This window comes from Arthrobacter endolithicus, assembly GCF_026627425.1.
Classification (GTDB): domain Bacteria; phylum Actinomycetota; class Actinomycetes; order Actinomycetales; family Micrococcaceae; genus Arthrobacter_M.
On the sequence record NZ_JAPNLH010000017.1, the window covers coordinates 52,870 to 76,823 of the forward strand.

Annotated in this window: 19 protein-coding genes; 12 read left to right on the forward strand and 7 right to left on the reverse strand. The window is 63.5% G+C overall.

The features are described 5' to 3' along the window. Positions 1-106: 106 nt before the first annotated feature. The 7 genes from OS914_RS14270 to OS914_RS14300 all read left to right on the forward strand — a co-directional run bounded on the left by OS914_RS14270 (position 107) and on the right by OS914_RS14300 (position 6,553). Positions 107-574, forward strand: coding sequence for a hypothetical protein (locus OS914_RS14270; RefSeq protein ID WP_267546730.1), 468 nt, complete (start codon positions 107-109; stop codon positions 572-574). After that, complete coding sequence (locus OS914_RS14275) at positions 571-1,233, forward strand: gluconate 2-dehydrogenase subunit 3 family protein (RefSeq protein ID WP_267546731.1); 663 nt, start codon at positions 571-573, stop codon at positions 1,231-1,233. The genes OS914_RS14270 and OS914_RS14275 overlap by 4 nt, the downstream gene beginning before the upstream one ends. Beyond that, positions 1,230-2,906, forward strand: coding sequence for a GMC family oxidoreductase (locus OS914_RS14280; RefSeq protein WP_267546732.1), 1,677 nt, complete (start codon positions 1,230-1,232; stop codon positions 2,904-2,906). Before OS914_RS14275 ends, OS914_RS14280 begins: the two co-directional genes overlap by 4 nt. A 55-nt stretch (positions 2,907-2,961) precedes the next feature. Further along, positions 2,962-4,065, forward strand: coding sequence for an enolase C-terminal domain-like protein (locus OS914_RS14285; RefSeq protein ID WP_267546733.1), 1,104 nt, complete (start codon positions 2,962-2,964; stop codon positions 4,063-4,065). A 28-nt stretch (positions 4,066-4,093) separates the two neighbouring features. Continuing rightward, positions 4,094-5,011, forward strand: a complete 918-nt coding sequence (locus OS914_RS14290) for an aldose 1-epimerase family protein (RefSeq protein WP_267546734.1) — start codon at positions 4,094-4,096, stop codon at positions 5,009-5,011. 160 nt (positions 5,012-5,171) lie between these two features. Further along, complete coding sequence (locus tag OS914_RS14295; protein WP_267546735.1) at positions 5,172-6,182, forward strand: SDR family oxidoreductase; 1,011 nt, start codon at positions 5,172-5,174, stop codon at positions 6,180-6,182. Continuing rightward, positions 6,179-6,553 carry a hypothetical protein gene (locus tag OS914_RS14300; RefSeq protein WP_267546736.1) on the forward strand — a complete coding sequence of 125 codons (375 nt, stop codon included), beginning with the start codon at positions 6,179-6,181 and terminating at the stop codon, positions 6,551-6,553. Before OS914_RS14295 ends, OS914_RS14300 begins: the two co-directional genes overlap by 4 nt. Positions 6,554-6,648: 95 nt before the next feature. On the opposite strand, the gene OS914_RS14305 is transcribed toward OS914_RS14300, so the two are convergent. The 3 genes from OS914_RS14305 to OS914_RS14315 form a co-directional block, all read right to left on the reverse strand. Then, positions 6,649-8,418 (reverse strand): glycoside hydrolase family 15 protein, encoded by a 1,770-nt coding sequence (locus OS914_RS14305; RefSeq protein ID WP_267546737.1) that lies wholly within the window; start codon positions 8,416-8,418, stop codon positions 6,649-6,651. Between the two features lie 44 nt (positions 8,419-8,462). Continuing rightward, the gene (locus tag OS914_RS14310) at positions 8,463-9,953 is read right to left on the reverse strand and encodes a molybdopterin-dependent oxidoreductase (protein ID WP_267546738.1); all 1,491 of its coding nucleotides are present in this window, start codon (positions 9,951-9,953) and stop codon (positions 8,463-8,465) included. Between the two features lie 104 nt (positions 9,954-10,057). Then, the gene (locus OS914_RS14315; RefSeq protein WP_267546739.1) at positions 10,058-11,911 is read right to left on the reverse strand and encodes a thiamine pyrophosphate-requiring protein; all 1,854 of its coding nucleotides are present in this window, start codon (positions 11,909-11,911) and stop codon (positions 10,058-10,060) included. Positions 11,912-12,171: 260 nt separating this feature from the next. Between OS914_RS14315 and OS914_RS14320 the strand changes: the two genes are divergently transcribed. Next, positions 12,172-13,170: a malate dehydrogenase gene (locus tag OS914_RS14320; protein ID WP_267546740.1), complete on the forward strand. Its 999-nt coding sequence runs from the start codon at positions 12,172-12,174 to the stop codon at positions 13,168-13,170. A gap of 71 nt (positions 13,171-13,241) precedes the next feature. Here OS914_RS14320 and OS914_RS14325 read toward each other — a convergent pair whose 3' ends face one another. Together OS914_RS14325 and OS914_RS14330 are read right to left on the reverse strand one after the other, a co-directional pair. Then, positions 13,242-15,245: a vWA domain-containing protein gene (locus OS914_RS14325; RefSeq protein WP_267546763.1), complete on the reverse strand. Its 2,004-nt coding sequence runs from the start codon at positions 15,243-15,245 to the stop codon at positions 13,242-13,244. 20 nt (positions 15,246-15,265) lie between these two features. After that, on the reverse strand, positions 15,266-16,654 hold the full coding sequence (locus OS914_RS14330) for an ATP-binding protein (RefSeq protein WP_267546741.1): 1,389 nt from the start codon (positions 16,652-16,654) through the stop codon (positions 15,266-15,268). Between the two features lie 114 nt (positions 16,655-16,768). Between OS914_RS14330 and OS914_RS14335 the strand changes: the two genes are divergently transcribed. Both OS914_RS14335 and OS914_RS14340 read left to right on the forward strand, forming a co-directional pair. Then, positions 16,769-17,482 carry an MSMEG_4193 family putative phosphomutase gene (locus tag OS914_RS14335; RefSeq protein WP_267546742.1) on the forward strand — a complete coding sequence of 238 codons (714 nt, stop codon included), beginning with the start codon at positions 16,769-16,771 and terminating at the stop codon, positions 17,480-17,482. After that, positions 17,464-18,165 (forward strand): SCO1664 family protein, encoded by a 702-nt coding sequence (locus tag OS914_RS14340; RefSeq protein ID WP_267546743.1) that lies wholly within the window; start codon positions 17,464-17,466, stop codon positions 18,163-18,165. The genes OS914_RS14335 and OS914_RS14340 overlap by 19 nt, the downstream gene beginning before the upstream one ends. A gap of 75 nt (positions 18,166-18,240) precedes the next feature. Here the strand turns inward: OS914_RS14340 and OS914_RS14345 are convergent, their stop codons facing one another. Together OS914_RS14345 and OS914_RS14350 are read right to left on the reverse strand one after the other, a co-directional pair. Next, the gene (locus tag OS914_RS14345) at positions 18,241-18,846 is read right to left on the reverse strand and encodes a HutD/Ves family protein (protein WP_267546744.1); all 606 of its coding nucleotides are present in this window, start codon (positions 18,844-18,846) and stop codon (positions 18,241-18,243) included. Beyond that, positions 18,843-20,105, reverse strand: coding sequence for a M20 metallopeptidase family protein (locus OS914_RS14350; protein ID WP_267546745.1), 1,263 nt, complete (start codon positions 20,103-20,105; stop codon positions 18,843-18,845). Before OS914_RS14350 ends, OS914_RS14345 begins: the two co-directional genes overlap by 4 nt. Positions 20,106-20,426: 321 nt before the next feature. Between OS914_RS14350 and OS914_RS14355 the strand changes: the two genes are divergently transcribed. Both OS914_RS14355 and OS914_RS14360 read left to right on the forward strand, forming a co-directional pair. Further along, positions 20,427-22,067 carry an HAL/PAL/TAL family ammonia-lyase gene (locus tag OS914_RS14355; protein ID WP_267546746.1) on the forward strand — a complete coding sequence of 547 codons (1,641 nt, stop codon included), beginning with the start codon at positions 20,427-20,429 and terminating at the stop codon, positions 22,065-22,067. 13 nt (positions 22,068-22,080) lie between these two features. Then, positions 22,081-23,856: a urocanate hydratase gene (locus OS914_RS14360; protein ID WP_267546747.1), complete on the forward strand. Its 1,776-nt coding sequence runs from the start codon at positions 22,081-22,083 to the stop codon at positions 23,854-23,856. The last annotated feature ends 98 nt before the right edge of the window (positions 23,857-23,954 follow it).

A 23,954-nucleotide genomic window follows, 5' to 3' on the forward strand; every position in this document is an offset into this window, starting at 1 on the left:
TTCTGCCCCTTCAACATGGGTGCGAAAAGGGGCAGAGTGTAGACATCGACAAGATCTTTCACAGATCATTGAGCACGTAGGGGTTATGGGGTTCGGAGGAGGAGCAATGATCGGAAGGCGGCGCAACGAAATGGCCCAGGAAGTTGTGTATGGCATTGACCGGATGGTGCGCAATGTTGAGACGGGAAGGTTCGAGCGCAGCCTCGCCGGGCTAAGCGCAGTCGGAGCCCTGGTGACGGCTGCGGAGATATATTTTGAGCATGACAGCGCCAGCTTCGGCAACAAGCTGATGTGGATTCCCGTGGCACTGGGACCGGTAGGAGCGGCAGCAGGAATTGCGGGCTTTTTCAGCCACCGGATGGCGAAGACCGCCCTTCCGCTGGCATCTGCGATTATTGTTGCCAACGGATTGCAGGGCACTTACCTGCATGCCCGTGGTATTCATCAAAAGCCCGGCGGCTTCAAAAACTTCCGTTACAACATGGAAATGGGTCCGCCCCTGATGGCGCCGCTGCTGGTGACCATGGTCGGTGGCATGGGACTGCTGGCTGCGCTTCTGAGGCGGGAGAAGTGAGCAGGCTTCCGCTGGACCCGTCAGCCGGAGGCGGCCGGTTCCCCGGATTCGATGTGATGGCCCAGTCCAAGCATTGGGACGAAGTGACTACCTCCGTTGTCGTTTCGCGGCTGGGCATGCCGCCGGATATCAGGTTTTTTCGCGGAACCGAGGAAGCGACTGCCAGCGCGCTCTGCGATCAGTTGCTCGACCAACAAAAGCCTCCCCGGGTGCCGGTGGTAAATATGGTCGACGCGCGCCTGGCGGATGAGCAGACGGACGGCTGGCACTACGACGGGATGGCCCCGGACGGCCAGTCATGGCGCGATTCACTTGCCGCTCTGGACGAAGACGCCATGGCCCATAGCGGCTGCACCTTCGCGGAGGCCCCTTGGGAGGCCCAGTCGGCGATTTTGCAGGCGGTGCTGGATCTTGGGTCCAAGCCGTGGCACGGAACCCCGGCTGCGCGGATCTGGAGCCTGTGGACCCGGTACGCGTGCACCGCCTTCTATTCCCACCCGTGGGCCTGGGATGAGATTGGGTTCCCGGGCCCGGCGTATCCGCGCGGTTATAAAAATCTCGGTGTCAACGAACCTGGGGGAAAAACCAACAGACTTGAGCCGTTCGAGGTCGCGGACGCCCGGCCCGCGCAGGATCCGCTCCGGAAGGGAAACTCATGAACTCCGTGCGCGATCGTAACGAGTCAGCGTGGCTGCTGCCCGCGGGACCCGGCATCAACCACCGTCTGCGCGCAGATATGCGTCACTTCGATGACGAGGAGGAGGTCGACGTCGTCATTATCGGCTGTGGCGCGGGCGGCTCGACTATGGCGCAGCGGCTGGCCCGGGCCGGCTGGAGCGTAGTGGCGATGGATGCCGGCCCGTTTTGGGACCCGGATAAGGATTGGGTCTCTGACGAGGCCGGTTCCCACCATTTGTATTGGACGGAACCGCGCGTCATCGGCGGCGCGGATCCGGTCCCCTTGGGATCCAACAATTCCGGCCGCGGCGTCGGCGGTTCGATGGTCCATTACGCCGGCTATGCCCCGCGGTTCCACCCCAGCGACTTCCGCATCCACAGCGCCGACGGAGTCGGCACCGACTGGCCTATCGAGTACACCGACCTCAAGCCGTATTACACCGAGATCGAAGAAGAGTTGCCGGTATCCGGCCAGGATTGGCCGTGGGGCGACCCGCATTCCTATTCGTACAGTCCTAACCCCGTCTCCGGCAATGGAGATATGTTCCTGCGCGGCGCCCTGGCCTGCGGCATCACTGCCAAGGTGGGACCGGTAGCCATCGCCAACGGCCGCTTCGGTAATAGGCCGCACTGCATCTACCGCGGATTCTGCCTGCAGGGGTGCAAGGTCAATGCAAAGGCCTCACCGCTGATCACCCACATTCCCGACGCTCTGGCCCATGGTGCCGAGGTCCGCGCGGACTCGATGGTGACCCGGATCGAGGTGGACGAACGCACCGGAAAAGCCACCGGCGTGCACTACAACCGGCGCGGAAGCCAACGTTTCCAGCGGGCCCGGATGGTCGTCGTCGCCGGTTATTCCATTGAGACGCCCCGGTTGCTGCTCAATTCCGCGTCAGCACGGTTCCCCGACGGCCTATGCAACGATTTCGATCTGGTGGGCCGCTATCTGATGGTTCAGGGCGCGCCACAGACGGCCGGCCGTTTCGACGGGGAGGTGCGGATGTACAAGGCTCCACCGCCGGAAGTCAGCACCGAAGAATTCTACGAGACGGATCCGACGAAGCCTTACAAGCGTGGTTTTTCCATCCAGACGGTGTCTCCGCTGCCGATCACCTGGGCCGAGCATGTGGCCGCGCAGGGGCACTGGGGTGCGGGGTTGCGGCAGTACATGAGCGACTATGTGCACTGGTCCTGTCTGGGGGCGCTGTGCGAGTTTCTGCCGCTTCCCGAGAACCGCGTGGTCTTGTCCAGTGAGAAGGACCGCCATGGCCTGCCGGTGGCCCAGTTCAACTATTCCCAGTGCGACAACGACAAGGCGCTGATGAGGGCAGCCCAATCCGTGATGGAAGATATCCTGCAGGCCGCGGGGGCGGACGAGGTGATCACCATTGACCGCTACGCCCACCTGGTCGGGGGTGCGCGGATGGGCGCCGACGAACACAGCGGCGTGGTCGACGGCGACTGCCGCAGTTTCGCCGTACCGAACCTGTATATCACCGACGGCAGCGTCCTGCCCACGGAGGGCAGCGCTAATCCGGCGCTGACCATCATGGCCATCGCGGCCCGGGCCGCTGACCGTCTCACCGCCGGCGGCGCAGGAAGCACTGCCGATCGGCTCCCGGTCCCCGTCCGGCGAGGTGCTACCGGATAACCACCAAGCGCCGCGGCCACGGCGCCCCGACCATCTAGACGGAAAGCTGACGGGAATGATTGATCCACTGGTCGACTCGGTCGACGTTAGCGTGTACACAATTCCCACCGATGCACCGGAGGCGGACGGCACCATCGCCTGGGATTCCACCACGATGATTCTGGTTCGGATTACCTCCGGTGACACCACCGGCATGGGTTGGACCTATGGTGCCGCCGCCTGCGGACAGGTGGTCAGCGGCGTTCTCTCACCGATCATCACTGGCCGAAGTGCGCTCGATATCGGTGGCTGTTGGGAGGCGATGATCAAGGCCGTGCGCAATAGCGGCCGGCAAGGCGCAGTCGGCTACGCCATCTCCGCAGTGGATATTGCGCTGTGGGACCTCAAAGCACGGCTGCTGGACCTGCCGCTGACCCGACTGCTGGGGGCCGTCCGCGAGAGTGTTCCGGTCTATGGCAGCGGCGGCTTCACCACCTATACGCCGGAACAGCTGGCCGGTCAGCTCGGCGGCTGGGTCCACGAGCAGCAGATCCCCCGGGTCAAAATCAAGATCGGTGAATCATGGGGTGGCGATCCGCGGCGGGATCTGTCCCGGATGCGCCAGGCGCGGCAGGTGATCGGTGACGACGTCGAACTCTTCGTCGACGCCAACGGCGCCTACAGCCGCAAACAAGCCATCCGGGTGATGAACTCCGCTGCAGACCTCGACATACGCTGGTTCGAAGAGCCTGTCTCTTCTGACGATCTGGCAGGACTGCGGGAAATCCGCGACGCCGTCTGCGCGGACGTAACGGCCGGGGAATACGGCTTCGACATCTACTACTTTCAGCGCATGTGCCAAGCGGACGCGGTAGACTGCCTGCAAATCGATGCCTCCCGCTGCGGCGGGATCACCGATTGGATCCGCGCGGCGGCCGTCGCGGCCTCCCACGGGCTGGACGTCTCCGGTCACTGCGGCCCGCACCTGCACGCGCATGTCGCCGCAGCCACACCCAACCTGCGGCACCTGGAATGGTTCCACGACCATGTACGCATCGAATCAATATTCTTTGACGGCACGCTGAATCCGCAGGGAGGCGTCGTCACTCCGGACACATCGGCCCCGGGCAACGGACTGACCCTGCGCAGCAGCGACATCGGGCCATTCCGGGTCAAATAACCGTCCACCACAAGGTTGGAGCAGAAAAATGCACAAAGCACCATCGGGAAACCAATTCGAGCTCCGCCATGGCGAGCAGGTTGTCGCCATTACCGAGGTCGGTGCCGGACTGCGGTCCTATCTGGCTGGGGAGCGTCCGGTCATCGACGGGTACCCCGTGACGCAACGTTGCACGGGGGCACGGGGGCACTCACTGATTCCGTGGCCCAACCGGATCAAGGCCGGAAAATACAGCTGGGACGGCATCGAACGCCAACTCAATCTCACCGAACCGGCCGTCGACGGCGCTATCCATGGGCTCACACGCTGGGCATCGTGGCAATTGCTCGAGCGCGATGAAAATCGCGCCTCGTTCGGGCACGTCCTGTACGCCTGTCCGGGCTGGGCCTGGGTGCTGGAATGCCGGATCAACTACGAACTGGACGATACAGGCCTGACCGTCCGCACGACCGCGACGAACATCGGCGAAGGCGCCTGCCCCTACGGCATGGGAGCCCACCCATATCTCAGCGTTGGGACGGAGACGATCGACATTGCCCACGCCCAAGTACCCGGTTCGGTCTATCTTCCCGTCGACGACATTGGCATCCCCACCGGCCGGGAACCTGTTGAGGGAACGCACTACGATCTGCGCACCGAACAGTTGCTCGGTGCGCGAAAAATCGATGTGACCTACACAGAACTGGACCGTGACGAGGATGGCCGGGCCAGGGTCAGGCTTTCCGTGCCCGACGGTCCCGCAGTTGCGCTGTGGGCCGATGAGGGCTACCCCTATCTGGAAATCTTTACCGGGGACGCCCTCCCCCAGCCGGACCGACGGCGCACCGGCCTGGGCGTCGAACCCATGACCTGTGTGCCAAATGCCTTCAATTCCGGGGAGGGACTGATCACCCTGGAACCGGGGCAGCAGCACAGTGCGTGCTGGGGCATTGACCCATACGCATAGGAGAGTCTTCGACGCACAAATTGGGCGGGAACAATAGCGGTCGGAACCGGTGTAACGAGCTCCTTGGCTGCCGATACGCCGAGCACATCCGGCTGGCCGGCCACGCCGGACTGCAATATCCCTCATCGCCGGCAGAGCGCCGGCAGAAAGAAGATATCCAATGAGCACCCCACAGGTAGTTGTGATCACCGGAGCAAGTGCGGGCATCGGCCGGGCTACGGCGCAGGCGTTTGGAAAGAGGGGCGCCAAGATCGGGCTCTTGGCCCGCGGCCAGGCGGGATTGGACGGCGCGAAGAAGGACGTGGAGGACGCCGGCGGCCAGGCTCTGGCCATCCCCACGGATGTCTCCGACTACGATCAGGTTGTAGCGGCGGCCGCAGCCGTCGAAGAGGCCTTCGGTCCGATAGACGTGTGGATCAACGTTGCGTTCACCTCAGTTTTCGCGCCGTTCATTGACATCAAACCGAAGGAGTTCCAACGCGTCACAGAGGTTGCTTATCTTGGCTTCGTTTACGGAACCCATGTAGCACTCTCCCGGATGCTCCCCCGCGGCCGCGGCACGATCGTCCAGGTCGGATCTGCCCTGGGGTCGCGGAGTATTCCGCTGCAATCGGCGTACTGCGGAGCGAAGCATGCTGTCGATGGATTCACCTCCACGATCCGCACCGAGCTGCTGCACGAAAAATCCAACGTGCACATCACGATTGCCCAGATGCCCGCAGTGAACACACCGCAGTTCTCCTGGGTGCTCTCGCGGCTGCCGAATCACCCGCAACCCGTGCCGCCGATCTACCAGCCCGAGGTCGCCGCCCGAGGCGTGGTGTTCGCGGCCGACCACCCCGAACGCAAGCAGTACTGGGTCGGAGCGTCAACGGTAGGGACCATCTTCGCCAATAAATTTGCCGCGCCTCTGCTGGACCGCTACCTCGCCAAGACCGGTTATAAGTCCCAGCAAACCGACGAAAAAGCCAAAGCCGATGCCCCTTACAACCTGTGGGAACCGGTCGACGGCGCCGACGGCCATGATCATGGCGCGCATGGCGTCTTCGACTCCAAGGCACACTCAATGGCCCCGCAGCTGTGGTTCTCGCACCATGTCCGGTTGGCGACAGGCGGAGCCTTCGCGGGCCTCGCTCTAACGGTGCTGGCGGTGCGGCGGTTGTTGCGATGATCCCGGACGGCAATGGATACCCGCCCGCCACTGCCGGCGGGGCAGCGCCTGTGCTGTCGGGACCGGACCAGTGCGGCCCCGACGCAGATATCGTCCGGATCCGCGCCCGGCTTATGCACGGCTTCGGCCCGGGCGCGGATCCGGAAACCATCAAGGCATTGACCCGGGACCGGCCGATGCTCGCCGGGCGACCCACGGTGGTCGGTTTGGAGCAGCTGCAGCAGCAGACTCTGCTGGCGCGCGGTGCGCGCGGCGGACGAATCGCCCGGCTGGTCCGGATTGGCCGCAGCGGCGCGCTGCTGCTGGGCCTTGTCACCGGTCTCGCTGTGGAGCTGCTCAAAATTGTACGCCAGCGGCGCCGAACGCCCTAGACACGGCTTCGCATATTTTTATGGTGGACGACGGCGGCGGGGACGCACCGTCGGCGTCGTCGACCGCGTGCGCGGTGAACCTGGAAAACGGACCGCTAGGCGTCCCACGGCCTGGCGAGGCGGGCCGAGCACTCCAACATGAGCGCGTGGACAAAGGCCTGCGGCAGGTTTCCGCGCAGTTGGCGCTGGCTGACATCGAATTCCTCGCTGTACAGTCCGGGTGGACCACAGGACGCGCGATTACGCTCAAACCAGCGGGTTGCTTCCACCTCATTGCCCTGTTGGTGCTGGGCCAGCGCCATCGTGAACCCGCAGAGCAGGAAAGCGCCTTCGGCGTCCGCGAGCGGGCCCGACCCCTGCCGGAAGCGGTAAAGGTAACTATCCACACCGAGTTCGTCCTCAAGGGCGTGCAGCGTCGCCAAGGTTCGGGGGTCATCGGCCGCTACACCGCCCCGGATCGGCGGCAACAGCAGTGCTGAATCGTTTCTCTCGTCGTCGGGCGCCCGCTGCCAGCGACCGCTCGGATGCGTCGAGCCCGCGGCCGTCTCTGCGAGAATCGCCTCCGCCAGGGCCAGCCATTCCCCCACCCGGGCCCGGGGCGCTCCGACGCTACTGATCGCGCGGAGCCCGGCTACGCAGATCAGCCTGCTCTCCGTCCAATTCTTGTTGTCCAGTTCCCAAATCCCGGCCTCCAGATCGTGCCAGCGGACGGCGATGGCGGCCGCGGCAGCCTCCGCCGCACGCCAGCCATCGGCGTCGAGGTGATCATGGCGACCCGCGGCGGAGAGCAGCAGCAGCGACTCGCCCAGCGCGTCCAGTTGGAACTGGGCGTTGACGTGGTTGCCGACAATGTCAGAGCCGCCGGGGTATCCGGCCAGATTCAGCGATCTTTCGCCCGGTACCTGGCCACCTAAGCTCGTGTATGCCGGTTTCAGGTTCGGTCCGTCGGCCAGCAGCCGTTCCGCGACGAATCTGACAGCGTCATCGAGCAGTGGATGGGGCCCCGCGGCCGCAACGGCCTGCCCTGTGAAGCACTGGTCCCGGATCCACACGTAGCGATAGTCGTAGTTCCGGCCCTCTTTTGCACGCTCAGGCAGACTCATTGTTGCTGCTGCGACCATGCCTCCCCCGGTGCTCGTCAACCCGCGCAACACCGCGTAAGCGTGGCGGGCATCGCTCGGGGTTATCGTCTCTTCGAGGACGGGCACCGCATCATGCCACGCAGACTCCGTGGCCTGCCATGCCATATTCGGAACAATGAGTTCCTCCGGTAACGCCTGCTCGGCCAGTTCCAGGACAAAGTCGTGGTGCTCGCCTGCCTTAAGCTTCAGGTCCATGGTCAGGGCCGGCCCCCCGCTGCCGGCGGTCGGGCGGGCGTCGTCGGCGCCCATCCACCGCAGCCGCAGGGAGCCCGTGCGGCCCGTCCAGATCCCGTTTTCGCGGGCCAGGGAGCGGGTACCGTGGTGGCCAAAACCGGCCCGCGGGTCCAGGACCACACGGACCTTGGCGTCGTTCTCAACAGCCATCACGCGGCGCAGAACCACGGCCCGGCCTGGTTCGCCCGGGAACGCCAGTGCTTCGCGGCATTCGATGATGCCCCCTACGGTTACCCACCTGCTGCGCCAGATCAGTGTGCCTGGCTCGTAGAAGCCGCCCCAGACAAACCGGTCCCGAGGAGTTATCGCGTAGCTGCCGTGGCCGCCAATCAGGGAGGAAAATACGGCATCCGAATCCCAGCGCGGAAAACACATCCAGACGAAGTCGCCCCGCGGCCCGAGAAGAATTCCCCGCTCACCGTCAGCGATCAGCGCGTACTCCCGCAGCGCGTATGGGGGGAACTGCCAGCTTTCCTTAGTGCTCACCATGTCTTTTCAGCTCGTTTCTGTTGTGTCCGGCCCGGAACATGAATCTAAATGCCTGCGGCGTTGGCGTAGTACTGTTGGTCCTCGCGCCAGCCGCCCTGGCCCATCCCGGTATTCCTGTAATCTTCGACAAATTCAATAGCACACACCCACTTGACCATTTTGAATCCCAACTGGGTTTCGAGGCGGACCCGCACCGGTGCACCGTGCTCGATGGGCAGTGGTTCCCCGTTCATTTCCAGGGCAAGGATCGATTGCGGATTCCTCGCCAGGTGCACCGGGATGCTGCCGTAATAGAATCCATAACGGCCCTCGCCCTCCGTTAGGCCCTTGTCATCGAAGGCATAGAACACAATATGCTTGGCCCGTTCCTGCGGGCCAACAAGTTCAATGATGCGGGCCAGTGGCACGCCGCCCCACTGCGCAACTGCAGTCCAGCCTTGGATGCAATTGTGTTTGGTGATCTGTGACTGCTCGCCCAGCCCGCGCAAGTCTTCGAGCGACAGTGACACCGGATGGTCCACGAGGCCTCCGATCGGCAGCCTGTAGTCCTGGAAACCTTCCTCCGCCAGCTGTTCGTAGTGCTCGCCGGTTGGCGGATAGCCATTGACCCGAAAATAGGGCGAAATGTCTTTGCTGTCGAACCGTTCCCGGGAAAGGAAGGACTTCGAGATCACCCGCTCAAAGGGGTTGACTATGACTCCCAGCATCCGTTGGGTGCGGCGCCGGTAGCGCAGCGAGAACCAGGTAATCACTACATGGAGGACCAGGATCAGGAACAATCCAGCACAGCCAATGATGATCGCTTCGACACCGTTAGCGTCCGGGTTTGCCAGCACAATGCTGGCTGCCTCCTTTGGCACGTCGTGGACCAGCACCATGAATACATGGATGACGGTGAACACAGCGAAAGCGACGAGTCCCAGGAAGTGCAGGCTGCGGGCGCCCTGCTTTCCGTGGAAGATTTTGCCATACCACGGAAAGCGGGCAAGCACGGACGGGGACATGGCTGCGCCGGTGAGCACCTGGAACGGGGCCAGCAGGAAAATGATTATGAAGTAGGTCAGCTTCTGCGCCGGTTCAAAAGGTTCGCCGGGAATCTTTGCCGGGATCTGGAAGTGCAGATAGGTACCAACGGAGTTGATCGAGTCCGGGATGATCGACCAGTGCGTAGGAATCAGATAATGCCAATACCCGGTGGCTAAAACCAGCACAATGTAGACCAGACCGGTGAGGATCCAAAACTGCACACTCATAAAATGCCAGTGCCTGCCCAATCCAATATTCTTCTTTCCCGGCAGGGCAATTAATGGTGTCCACGCCTCCTCCTCGTCCAAGGAGGTCCATGGCTTTCGCGAGTCAGCACCATATATCTTCTTGGAAAACCGCAGCCACTCCCGGCCCGGCGGGCAGCTGTCGTACCAGTAGAGCTTGGGGAAGGCCGACAGTACCTCCAGTCCGCTCCTGGCCAACAGCAACAAAAAAAACAGGTTTAGAAAGTGGGTGACAGCTACCCACCACGGGAAGAATTCAGGCATGCTGGTTCCAACTTTCGCAGCTACTTACCTAGGTATCGGGCGGCATTCGCCGGCCGCCCTTCGAAACCCGTACTACTACCGGTGCGGCCCCGGGACGGGTGAGGCTAGTCGTCCCCCTTATCAGGGCTCTGCGGCCGATCCTTGTCCTGGCCGATGTGGAGCTTTCCCTTGACCCGCTCGATGCCCTCGGCGAGGAGCGCCTCGGCAGAATCACGGATGACGCCGACCTCGAAAGGATCCTTCTTCAAGAGCGCTTCGCCGGTATTCTTGGCGAATTCCAGCGTGATGTGCGGTGGGAGCGGCGGCACATTCCTGGAAGTGTAGGCGTCAATGACCGTGATGCCGCGATGGGCAAAAGCGGCATCCCAAGCCGCGGCGACTTCGTCGTCTTTCTTGACCCGGATACCTTGGAACCCGAGCAGTTCGGCCCATCCCGCATAGTCGATCGATTCGACATCCTGTGATGTCTCCCACACCGGATTCGCGTCCTCCGTGCGCATCTCCCACGACACCTGAGTCAGGTCATTGTTATGCAGGACCATAATGATCAGCTGCGGATTGTCCCAGTCGTGCAGGTACTTCTTAATCGTGATGAGTTCGTTCAAGCCAAGCATTTGAAATGCTCCGTCACCGATGGTGCAAATGACAGACCGTTCGGGGTGCGCGAACTTCGCGGCAACGGCGTACGGCATGGCCGCCAGCATGGATGCGAGCCGGCCGGAGAGGTCCCCCATCATGCCGCGGCGCAGACGGATATGGTGACCATACCAGTCGGCAGTGCTGCCTGCGTCCGCCGTGACAATGGCCTGTGGTGGAAGACGCTTGTTCAATTCAAGGTAGACGCGCCGCGGGTTGACGCCGTCGGGATAGTTCAGCATCGCCTCCGCTTCCATCTCGTGCTCCCACTCGATCATCTCCTTCGCAACGTTCGCCTGCCACGAAAGATCCGTCTTCGCCTCCAGGTGCGGGATGAGGGCCTTTAGAGTCGCCTTCACATCGCCCCAGATATTCAGCTCGGTCGGGTAGCGCAGTCCCATTTGCTCCGGTTTAAGATCCACCTGGATCGCCCGTGCCTGTCCACTCGGCGGCAGGAACTGGCTGTATGGATAGTTGGTTCCGAGGAAAACAAGCGTGTCGCAGTCGTTCATCTGGTGCATGCTCGGGCGGGTGCCGAGCAGGCCCAGCTGCTGGCTGTGGTGGGGAACGTCAGACGGTACGACCTGTTTGGCGCGCAGGGCAGTGATAAGACCGGCCCCGGCAAGCCGTGCCGCTTCCAGCACCTCATCCGTCGCACCATTGGAGCCGTGGCCAACCAGGAACGTGACCTTGCTTCCCGCATTGATGATGGCCGCGGCCTTCATGATCTCGCTCTCCGGCGGAACTATGGCTATCGAGGGAGCGACCGCGCTGGAGCGGGACACCCAGTTCTCCGGCGTGAGCTCTTCCATGTCCATGCCCTGCACATCGTGGGGAAGGATGATGACTGCCGGTCCCAGCCGGACACGGGCCGTACGGAAAGCGGTGTCGACCACTGCCTGCGCCTGCTTGGGCGAGACGATCGTCTGCACGTAGACCGCCACGTCCGCCAAGATACGCTCCAGATTACTTTCCTGCTGGGTAAAGGTTCCGAGCGAGGGCAGTCCCTGCTGTCCGATGATCGCCACGACGGGCTGGTTGTCCATCTTCGCGTCGTACAGCCCGTTCAGCAGATGGAATGCTCCCGGGCTGGAGGTCGCGATGCACACCCCGACCTCGCCGGTAAACTTTGCATGCGCGGTGGCCATCAGGGAACAGATTTCTTCATGAGTGGGCCGGATGTATTTCAATCCGTCGCCGTCGCGTTCTGCCTTGCCGAGCGCACCATCGAACGCACCGATCCCGTCACCGGGAAAACCAAACACCCGGCTGACGCCCCACTGCCGAACCCGCTCAATGACGAAATCACTTACCGTTGTCATCTCTACTCCTTGCGCTCCTGGCGGACCTCAGCGCGTCCCGCCGTGTACTCTGCTGGCTGCGTGCGGTGTCGTTCTTTTCGTGATGTTATGTGTGGCCCCCCCTCTTAAAACATACTCAGACACAGCAAAAAAGCTAGGCGTCGGAGCTTGATCACAGCGCGACAAGCAATGCACCCAGGTTCCGGCGGCGGAAGCAGCGGTCTGTGCCCGCCGGTCAGGAACACCCGGCCGCGGCGGAGAACGGGGCGTAGGCTGGCGCCATGAACCCACACACTGCAGCCGCTCCCGTGACGATAACCGTGACCGGAGCCGCCGGACAAATTGGCTACGCTCTGCTTTTCCGGATCGCTTCCGGGGCCATGTTGGGTTCCGATGTTCCGGTCCGGCTCAACCTTCTGGAAGTTCCGCAGGCCGTGCAGGCCGCCGAGGGCACGGTACTGGAATTGCTGGACTGCGCCTTTCCGCTCGTTGCCGGCATGGACGTCTATGACAATCCGGCCCGGGCCTTCGACGGCGCCAACTTCGCGCTTCTGGTGGGTGCCCGACCGCGCGGTCCCGGCATGGAGCGCGGGGACCTTCTGTCCGCGAACGGCGGTATCTTCTCCGTGCAGGGCAAGGCCCTCAACGACGGCGCCGCGGACGACATCAAGGTGGTGGTGGTGGGCAACCCGGCCAACACCAACGCGCTGATTGCCGCCGCCCATGCCCCGGACATCCCGGCGTCGCGCTTCACCGCGCTCACCAAGCTGGATCATGACCGCGCCGTCGCCCAGCTGGCGGCCAGGACGGGCACCGCGGTCAATGCAATCCGGAATATGGCCATCTGGGGCAATCACTCGGCCACGCAATATCCGGACATTTTCCATGCCATGGTGGACGGCCGGCCGGCCACGGAACTGGTGGACCGGGGCTGGATCCGGGACGAGTTTATTCCCCGCGTCGCCAAGCGCGGCGCGGAGGTCATAGCCGTCCGCGGCGGGTCCTCGGCAGCATCGGCCGCCAATGCCGCCCTGGAGCACATGCGTTTGTGGGTGCAAGGAACGCCCGACGGCGATTGGACGTCCATGGCGGTTCCCTCCGACGGCTCCAACGGTGTGCCCGAAGGAGTGGTCAGTTCCTTCCCCGTGACCACGTCCGGGGGTTCCTACACGATTGTCCCGGGGCTGGAGATCAGCGACTTCTCGAGGACCAAGATAGATGCTTCCGTCGCTGAGCTACGCCAGGAACGTGACGCGGTGAAGGCCCTCGGGCTGATTTAGCCGTGCCTCAGCCGAGCTTCACGGCAGCCGTTTGGCCCGGTGCCAGCGTCAAAGCATGCTCTCCCCTGCAGTTATGAAGCCCAGTCGGCGTCGTCGTAGGGTCCGTGGAAATGAGCGCGCAGGTATTCCCCGACAACCGCAGCCCCGAGATCCGCAGCGTCGGGCGCGACGACGCGTCCGTCGACCCGGCGGGCCATCCGGGCGACGAACCGGTCGAGGCCCGGGTCGTCGCCGAGGCGGAAGAACGTGACGCGCGTGCCGGCCCGCCCAAGGCGGTCGAGTTCAGCGACCGTGACGCGGATTGTTTCCGGGTCCGGCGGCCAGCAGAACCACGACTCGCCCTCCGCCACCAGGTGCGCGGTCGGTTCGCCGTCGGTCACCACAAGGAGGATTGGCTGCATGGAGGGGTGCCGACGAAAAAAACGACTGGCCAGCAGCAGGCCGTGATGCAGATTGGTTCCCTGCTCACGCAGCGCGGGCAGTGCGGTGAGCTCACCGATATCCATGGACTGCGCATAACGGCCGAAGGTGATCAGCGCCAGCCGGTCCCCACGGAACCGGGTGGAGAGGAGGTGGTGCAAGGCGAGCGCGGTGCGTTTCATCGGCACCCACCGTCCCTCGGCGGCCATGGAGAACGACACATCGACAAGCAGGGCGACGGCCGCCTGGGTGCGTGCTTCAGTCTCCGTTACCTCGATGTCATGCACCCCGAGGCGCAACCCGCGGCCAGGATCCCCGCCGTCGGCGATGGTGCGGTGAATTGCATTGGTGATGGTGCGGGTGACATCCCATGGTTCGACATCCCCGAACTGCCATTCACGACTGGAGCCAGTCTGCTCGCCGGCGGCGCCGGCGGTACGCGTGTCCCGATTCCCCTGCCGACCGGAAAGTTGTTTGGCGGTCTCCCGCAATAGCGACTTCCCGAGCCGCCGCATGGCCTGCGGTGACAACTGCAGGTCGCCGTCGTCTCCGCGCTGCAGATAGCCCCCGTCCTGCATCGCCCGCTCAATCTCGGCCAGGGTTTGCGCGCTTACAGCAGCATCCTGCCCAAGTTGGCGGGCCAGGGCATCCAGGTCCAGGTCGTCCAAGCGTGATCCGTTATAGGACTGGGAGAGCTGTTCGGCCAACTCGTCGAGTTCCCCGATGTCCTGGAGCACGCCCGTGCCGTCGCCGAGTCCCAGCCCCTCCTGTCCCTCGAACCGTTCGGAGCCCGTCCAATCCTCCCCAGGACGCAGGGCACGCAGGCTTGAGTCGAGTTGATCGAGCTGGGCCATCAGTTGCGGTGAACCGAAAGCCTGGGCAGACAAACTCATTAGCTCATCGCGCTGCTCGGCGGACATGGACTGCAGGAGCCGCTGCCCCGCAGCAGCCCGTTGCGCGAGGGCATCGACCAGCTCTTCGACGGTTTGTGGATTCTCCGGAAAGAAGCTGCCGTGCCGCGCCATGAACTCCTGGAAGTCCGCGTCCGTGTCCTCACCGCGCCGATGTTTGTCGAGCAGCTCGTTCAGGTCGCGCAGCATCTCGCCCACGGCCGAGCGGTCCTCATCGGTGGCGCTCTCGAGCGCTTGTTTCATGCCGGCGAACCGCTGATCCAGGACCTCGCGCCCCAGCAGATCCTTGATCCGCTCATAGGCCTCCCTTGCGCTGCCCGACTGCCAGTCATAGGAGGCGAGTTCATTGACCGCTGCCGCAGTGGACGAGGGCAGGCTCTGCAGTTGCATTTCCCGGAATGCACGGTCGGTATTGTCCATCATGGCGTCCCGCGCGAGCTGCTTGCGTTCCTCCAAGACCGCAGTGTCCAGAAGCTTCCTGACCTCGTTGAGGGTGCCGTCGAGGCGGTGGCTGCTGAGCAGATCATTGCGGCGCTGCTGAACCCGGCCGGCAAGGTCGTCCAGCCCTTCCCTGTTCCGGCCCCCGCGCCGCAGGAACTCCTGCAGGGCGCGCCGGGGCGAGTAGCCTGCCATGACGTCCTCGGCGATCGCGTCGAGCGCCTCGGCCAGGTCGACCGGCGGGGCGAGCGGATCGGGTCCTCCGGTGTATAGCCCGTATCGGGAGGACCTGTTGTGAGCGCCCATCATGGTGCCTCTTCCTCTTCCTAACCGTAGATCGTTTCCCCACCGTCGGACTCCTTGGAGATCCGACGGGCAAGGAAGAGACCTTCCAGCGCCAATTCGATGGCGGCGGCGCGCTGCCCGTCGTTTTTCGCGTCCAGGTGTGCGCCGATCTCCTCGTAGAGACCGGACCCGTCCAGGGACGGGAGATTTTCGAGAAACTCCCGGGCGGTGACCTGTTCCCCGGTGGTCACGGTCAGGTGCCCGTCGAGCGCGGCCACGAGTGGACCAAAGTCGAGACCGCGGTAATGCATCCGTACGGCTTCGGCCGTGGCCATGCGCAGGAGGTGGTCCAGGACGGCTTGTTCACGCCCCTCCTCACCGGATTCGAACTCGAGCTTGCCGGTAAGGACCTCGACGGCCGACTCCAGGTCGACGATCCGCGCGACTGCCTCGTCCTCCCCGCGCACCGTGGCGCGGTGCAGCGCCGCCGCAGCGACCGTCTCGGCGCCCGCGATCGCGAAGCGTGCCGAAACCCCGGAGCTTTGGTTGATGGCCGGAGACTGCCGCAGCGCACGGGTGTAGCGGGCCAGGATCTCGAGCAGGACGGGGGGGACGTCGGCGACCAGATGGCCCTCTTGGGCAATCACGGCAACCTCGTCGTCCAGCTCAATCGGGTAATGGGTACGGATCTCGGCGCCAAAGCGATCCTTGAGCGGGGTAATGATCCGGCCTCGGTTGGTGTAGTCCTCCGGGTTGGCGGATGCGACGACGAGCACGTCAAGCGGCAGCCTCAGCACGTAACCCCGAATCTGGATGTCGCGCTCCTCCATCACATTGAGCATCGCGACCTGAATCCGCTCGGCGAGGTCGGGCAGTTCATTTATGCCAACGATGCCGCGGTTGGCGCGTGGGATAAGCCCGTAGTGAATCGTTTCCGGGTCCCCAAGCCGGCGGCCCTCGGCAACCCGCATTGGGTCCACGTCGCCGATAAGGTCGGCGACGGAGGTGTCCGGGGTGGCGAGCTTCTCGACGTATCGTTCCGAGCGGTGCCGCCATGCAACGCGCATCCGCTCGCCTTCGGTAACCGCACGGGTCCGGGACTGTTCCGTGATCGGCTCGTAGGGATGTTCATTCAATTCCGAGCCCTCGATTACCGGCGACCACTCATCGAGCAATCCCACCAAAGTGCGCATCAACCGCGTCTTGCCCTGTCCCCGCTCACCGAGCAGGACGACGTCGTGACCGGCGATCAACGCACGCTCAAGCTGGGGAAGGACTGTCCGGCCGAAACCAAAGATCCCGGGCCATGGGTCCCGGCCCCCCGCGAGCGCGGCGAGCAGGTTGTCGCGGATCTCGTGGCGCAGGTCCTTGTGGACGTGGCCGGCTGCACGCAGTTCACCAACGGTGAAGATGTCGGGACGATCAATCATCCCTCTACGTTAGTCCTCAAAGGTGTAGTGCATCGGGAAAAGTGCAGAGAATCCAGCATCGAAAGTCTCGTAAGTGGGGCGCGTGAACCCGTGGCAGCGCATAGGCTATAGGTGATGACCGTAACACCACCGCCGGCACCCGCAGCGCCGCCGGCACCGCCGAGTACCCTCCTTCTTCTGGTGCGCCACGGCCAGACGCCGACCACGGGCACGGTGCTGCCCGGGCGGGCACCGGGACTGCACCTCTCCGACCGGGGCAGGGGCCAGGCCGTGCTGGTGTCCGAACGACTCACAGGTCTCCCGGTCACGTGTCTGTTCTCCTCGCCGCTGGAGCGCGCGCTGGAGACGGCGGAGCCCACGGCGGCCCGCACCGGGCTGGAGGTGAGCGAGAACGCCGGCCTGATCGAGTGTGACTTCGGCGAGTGGACCGGCGCCGCGCTCGCCGGGCTTGCGGGCTTGCCCGAGTGGCAGACCGTGCAGCGTACGCCGTCGGCCTTCCGCTTCCCGGGCGGCGAGAGCTTTGCGCAGATGCAGGCCCGGATGGTGGAAACCCTCGAGGTGCTGTGCACTGCCCACGCCGGTGGCGTCGTCGTCTGCTTCTCGCACGCAGACCCGATCAAGGCTGCCGTCGCCTATGCCCTAGGCACGCATCTGGACCTTTTCCAACGGATCGTCATCAGCCCGGGCTCGGTTTCGGTCATTTCGTATGTGCCGGGTCAGGCGCCGGCCGTGCTCATGGTGAACGCCAGCCAGGAACCTTTGAGCAAACTGAGGGCAACGCCGGCATACGACGTGCAGCGGGACGAACCGTGGCCGCCCGGGAGCTGACGCTGCTCGTCGAGGGCCGGATCAAGCTCCTCGGGAGCATCGTACGCAGCAGCAACGCGACCTTCCTCGTCGAAGCCTCGTGTGGAGACGACTCGGCATGGGCGGTCTATAAGCCGGAGGTCGGGGAACGGCCACTGTCCGATTTTGAGCCCGGGCTGTTCCGTCGGGAACGCGCGGCGTACCTGCTCAGTGCCTACCTTCGATGGGACCTGGTGCCGCCGACGGTGATCCGCGAGGACTCCCCCCTCGGCATCGGGTCGCTGCAGTGGTTCGTCGAGGGCGACTTCAGTGAGCACTACTTCACCCTGTACTCTGACGCACCCGAGACCCACCGCTCGCTGTTCCAGCTCGCTCTGTTTGACTGCATCGCCAACAACGCTGACCGCAAAAGCGGGCACGTGCTGCGCGGCGACGACGGGCGGGTGTGGGGCATCGACCACGGGCTGTGCTTCGGGGCAGGAGACAAACTGCGCACCGTGATCTGGGACTTCGCCGGCGTTCCCATCCCCGACGCCCTACTTGCGGACCTCTCCCCGCTCACCGAAGCTGTGCCGCCCGACGTCGTCGAGCTCCTCGACGACGCAGAGGTCACCGCTCTGCAGCGCCGGGTGCGGCGGCTGTTGCGGGACGGCGTGCTGCCGACTGACCATACCGGCATGCGGTACCCGTGGCCGCTCGTCTAAGCAAGACAAACCTTTTACTCGGCACCATGGCGGGCCAGTGGTCTTGACAAAGCCTGCGGCGCCCTTCGTCACGCGTCAGATTTGCCACAATTCGATAATTGCGCAGCGTCCCTTCGCCGAGCCGTGCAGGACAAGTTCGGTACTGCCCGCCCTATTGTGAACCTGCAGCAGGTCGTCGTCGCCCAGCTCGATGGCCGGGTTTTGTGCTGGAACAATACGGACTGCCGGTCCGCTGTTAAATGCCAGGATGGTTGTCGCGTCAGAACGGACCATGTGAGACCTGGTTAGCACCGGCCACTGGATCCGGGCGGTGATCCTCGCCGGCCGGTAGATCAGGTTAAGTGCCCGAACCGGACCTGATAACAATTCACATCGAGTCTGTGCTGCCCCGTCGAAGGGGTGAGCCTCAAACACCTGTAGCTCACGACTCCCCCTTCCCTCGGTACTCAGGCGCACCCCGCCTGGGCCCAAAACTGTGATGATGCGCTGCATGCCGGCGAAGGTGGAAAAGGTGCTGTCCCTGGAAATAGCGGCGAGGGAGATCCGCCACGCGTAATCACCCTCAGAGCTGTCCGTGGCTATTTCGGCAGTTGTGCCAAGGCCATTGCGCCACGGTTTACTGGCCCGGGCAACGGCCCGGTGCTCACTGATGGTCAAGGAAGCGCTGCCGGTTGCCCTCACGGCTGCAGGTCAAGGGCACCATCGGCACCATCGGCACTTTCCGATGCCGCCATTCCTGCCCGCTGAAACGCCAGCTCGGCCAGACATGCCGCCGCTTTGGGCAGAATTGCATCGTCGAAAACGGCACGTGGCGAGTGGTTCATTGGAGCCAGCGCGGGATCCTTTTCCAGGGACGCCCCCAAGAGCAGGTACGCACCGGGAACCTCGCGGAGAACGTGGGCAAAGTCCTCGGACCCGGCCACCGGATGCTCCATTTCGTGGAAGCTTTCCGCCCCAAAGGTGTCGGTGATAATTCGCCTGGCGTAGTCAAATTCTGCCGGAGAGTTCACCGTCACAGGATAATCGGGAGCCTGGGATATTTCCGCGTCGAGCCCGTGCGCGGCCGCGATTCCCCGGCACAGACGCTTGACATCGGCTACCAGTTTTTCCCGGTGTGCCGGCGAAAACATCCGTAGCGTTACATCGAAGCTTGCCGTCTCCGGAATGATCACACCCAGTGTGCCGGCCTGGATGCGCCCTACGGTAGCGACGACGGGGTCGAAGACATCAAAGCCGCGGGTGACCAGCGTCTGCAGGCCCAAGACCATCTCACAGGCGACCGGAACGGGATCTTTCGCCTGGTGCGGCGCGGAGCCGTGGCCGCCCTCACCCCGGACCGTCACAAAAAGTTCGTCGCAGCCGGCCATCAAGGTTCCTGGTCGTGAGTAAAACACGCCGCTGTCATAGTTGCCGGAAAAAACGTGCAGCCCAAAGGCCGCCTCGACTCTGCGGCCGGCCGCCTCCAGCACCCCGTCCTCAACCATAAAGCGGGCCCCGTCGTACGCTTCTTCCCCCGGCTGGAACATGAAGACGACGTCCCCGCAAAGATCCGCCCGCCGGTCATGGAGAATCCGCAGTGCCCCGTAGAGCGCCGCCATATGCAGATCGTGCCCGCACGCATGCATGGACCCGTTGATATCGGAGGCATAGTCCAGCCCTGTCGCCTCGGTCACCGGAAGGGCATCCATATCACCGCGCAGCAGTACAACAGGCCCGGGACGCCCATCTGGCGTTAGTTTCCCGCCCCGAAGCACACACGTCACCGAGCCTTGCCGGGTGCCGGGGACAACCTCAAGCCCATCGAGCCCGGCGAGTTTTTCCAGGATCAGCGCCTGCGTTTGAGGCAGGTCCAGCCCCACCTCGGGAATGCGGTGCAGCTGGCGGCGTAAGTCGACTAGTTCAACCCGCAATTGCTCGGCGGAGTCTTCAATAGCGGTCATCTTGTCCCTCGTGTTTTTCGCAGGTGGCAAAGGTCAGCGGGCAGAGACGGGGTTGCGCCCGATCACCCTTGCTGGAGTGTATGCCGTGTTCGGACTTTTATCGATTCCGTTTTATCGGGGAGCAATAATCGCGCATACTCCATTGAGCACGCATTGCGGGACTGGTTCCGATACTTTCCCACTGTGCCTGCGCGGGCAGGGGGAGGTGGATTTCGCTGTGCGATAAGCCACCGACGCGCAGATTATCGTTCTATGAGAAGCGATGCTTGCCATCTGAGTCAACGTGATTAGCGTTACATAAATCTACTAGGAGGCTAAACGGTGATCGAAATTGGAAATGCACCACTGACACTGGAGGACTTCATGTCGGTGGTGCGCGGCCGGGAGCCGGTGTCCATCGCTCCGGCTGCCATCGACGCGATGCAGGCGAGCGAGCAATGGGTGTCGGCCATCATGGATGACATGCGCGACGGGAAAGAAGTCGCCGCCATCTACAGCATTAACACCGGCTTTGGATCCCTGGCAGGACGTCAGGCGTTCGATACGGTGGAGGACGCCTCGGAGCTCTCGCGCCGTCTCATTATCTCCAACGCCAGTGGGGTGGGGCGTCCGCTGGATGAGGAAGTGGTCCGGGGCTCAATGCTCGTCCGTGCCGTAAGCCTTACCCGGGGGTACTCCGCAGTCCGCCGCATTGTCCCCGAAACACTGCTGACGATGCTGGAAAAAGGTGTCTTTCCGGCAGTCCCGGAGTTCGGTTCCCTCGGCGCCAGCGGGGACCTCATCCCGCTGGCACATCTGGCCATTGTCATGACCCGGCCTGCGGGTGAGGACCTGGCCGTTGACAGCGGTGAGGCATTCCTGGACGGCCGGCTGGTGGACGGCATCACCGCCATGCAGGCCGCCGGCATTGAACGCATCGTCCTGGGTCCGAAGGAAGGTCTGGCGCTCGCCAACGGGACCTCGTTTTCGGCAGCCCAGGCCGCGTTGGCCCTCGCGGATGCGGAGAATCTGCTGGAAACGGCGCAGATCACAGCGGCCATGTCCATTGAGGCATTGACAGGCTTCGGGGATGCCTTCATCCCGCAGATCCATCAGGCCCGCGGCCATGCCGGACAGATTGAGGTCGCCGCGCGAATCCGTGAGCTGCTGGCCGGCAGTGAGTTCATTGACGGCAGCGAAGAGCAGGACCCGGTCCGGCAGCCCCCGCAGGACGCCTATTCGCTGCGTTGCACACCACAGGTTTTAGGCGCCGTGAAGGACACGCTCCGCTTTGTCCGGGGGATTGTGGAGACCGAGATCAACGCCGCCACGGACAACCCGCTGATCTTCCCCGATCTTCCGGCATCACGGACGCTCAAAGCCGTCTCGGGCGGCAACTTCCACGCCGAATATGTCGGCTTTGCCTCGGACTTCCTCTCGATTGCTGTCACGGAAATCGGCAGCATCGCCGAACGTCGGCTGTTCAGGCTCGACGACGGCACACTGAACCGCGGGTTGCCGGACATGCTGATAGCCAGCGAAAAGGTCGGACTGGACTGCGGTTACATGCTTCCGCAGTATCTGGCGGCCGCTTTGGTCTCGGACTGCAAAACCCTGGCCCATCCGGACAGCGTGGATTCCATCCCGACGTGCGCGAATCAGGAGGATCACGTGTCGATGGCTAACAACGCCGGACGTCACGCCCGGCAAATTGTCTCGAACATCGAAAACGTCATTGGAATCGAGCTCCTAATGGCGGCCCAAGCGCTGGAACTGCGCCTCACGGCCGCCGGCAAGGATGTCTCCGCCCTCTCACCGAGCAGCCGGGCAGTCCTGGAACTACTCCGGTCCCACCGTTCGGCCGACGGCCGGCTGATTGACCACATCACCCAAGACACCGTTCTCTATCCACGCGTCCGTTCGGCAGTTGCGCTGGTGCACAGTGGTGCCGTGGCCGACGTCGTCCGTTCCACCCTCAACTAAGGAGCACCACACTATGTCACTGACCACCGACCAAACAGTTTCGATCACCACCAAGCATCCGGGCGGCAACGCTACCGGCATCGCGTTCGGTGAACTTCCTGCGCAAAAGCCGGAGATCCTTTACGAGGTCAAGGCACAGCGCGGAGACGAGTTGCGCTGCAAGGGCTGGAAGCAGGAAACCATCCTGCGGATGCTGGAGAACAATATGGAACTCTCCGAGCACGTGGAAAATCTGGTCGTTTACGGCGGCATCGGGAAGGCGGCGCGGAACTGGGAGTCGTATTACGCGATCGTGGACTCGCTGAAGAACCTGGCCGATGACCAGACCCTGGTGGTCCAGTCCGGCATGCCGGTGGCCGTGTTCGACACCCATGAGCTTGCGCCCCGGGTGGTCATGGCCACGACGAACTTCGTCCGGCCGGACTGGAAGACGTTCTACGACCTGCAGGACAAGAACCTGACTATTTTCGCCCAGTACACCGCGTCGCCATGGGAGTACATCGGCACGCAGGGAGTCATCCAAGGCACGTTTGAAACGCTCCGCTCCGTCGCCGACATCCACCTGGACGGCAGCTGGGTCGGGAAGATCTTGTTCTGTGCCGGCATGGGCGGGATGGGCGGCAACCAGCCCCGTGCCATGACGATGCTCGGCGGCGTTGCCATCTGCGCGGACGTGGACGAGCGGATCATCAACAACCGGATCAAGGTGGGCTATGCGGATGTGCTGGCCGATTCCATCCCGCACGCGATCGAGCTGGCGCAGGAAGCCGCGGCTGCCAAAAAACCGCTGGGTATCGCCGTGGTGGCAAATGCCACCGAACTCTTCGAGTACGCCCTGGAGCATGACGTCCGCCCCGACGTCGTCACGGAAATGACCCCGGCCCACGACCCGCTGGCCTACGTGCCGATCGGCTACACAGTCCTGGAGGCGGAAGAATTCCGCAAGAAGGACCGGGACGCGTACTTCGAAATCTCCCGCACAGCGATGGTCCGCCAGCTCACCGCGATGAACCGGTTCTTCGATAATGGCGTTCCCACCTTTGAGTACGGCAACCAGATCCGGCGCGAATGCCAGCTGCATGGATTCGAGGACGCGCTGAAAATCCCCGGGTTTGTCTCCGCCTACCTGCGGCCGCTGTTCTTGGAGGGCCGCGGACCGTTCCGCTGGACGTGCACTTCCGGGGATCCCAAAGACCTGGCGCGCCTGGACGACCTTGTCCTCGAGCTGTTTCCGGATGATGAAATTGCCACCCGCTGGATCACCCTGGCGCGGAAGCACATTCCCATTGAGGGACTGCCCGCGCGGGTCTGCTACCTCGGTTTCGGCCAGCGGAAGAAGTTCGGTCTGGCCGTCAATGAACTGATCCAGCGAGGTGAGGTGAAGGGGACGGTGGCGTTCTCCCGGGACAACCTGGACTCCGGTTCGATCATCAATCCGACCTTCGAATCGGAAAATATGCCCGACGGATCCGATCTGATCTCCGACTGGCCGTATCTCAACGGCCTGCTCAACGCCTCGGGCATGTGCGACCTGATCGCCATCCAGGCGAACTACGCGATGGGAGACTCGGTGCACACCGGCGTCACCATGATCGCCGACGGGACCGACACCGCCGCCTACCGGCTGAAGGCCTGCCTGACGGTGGACAGCGGCATCGGAGTCGTCCGGCACGCACAGTCCGGCTATGCCCGCGCCAAGGAAGTCGCCAACACCGTCGGTCCGGCGGAGGGCGTCACCATCCCGCTGTGGTGGACCCCGACGGCAACCTTTGGCCCGGAACAGGGCTGAAATGCCGGCTTCAGTCCCAAAGCACCGCGTTGATCTAGTGATCACCGGAGCCGCAGAGCTGCTTACCTGCGCCGCGGATGCGTCCGATTAGATCGGAC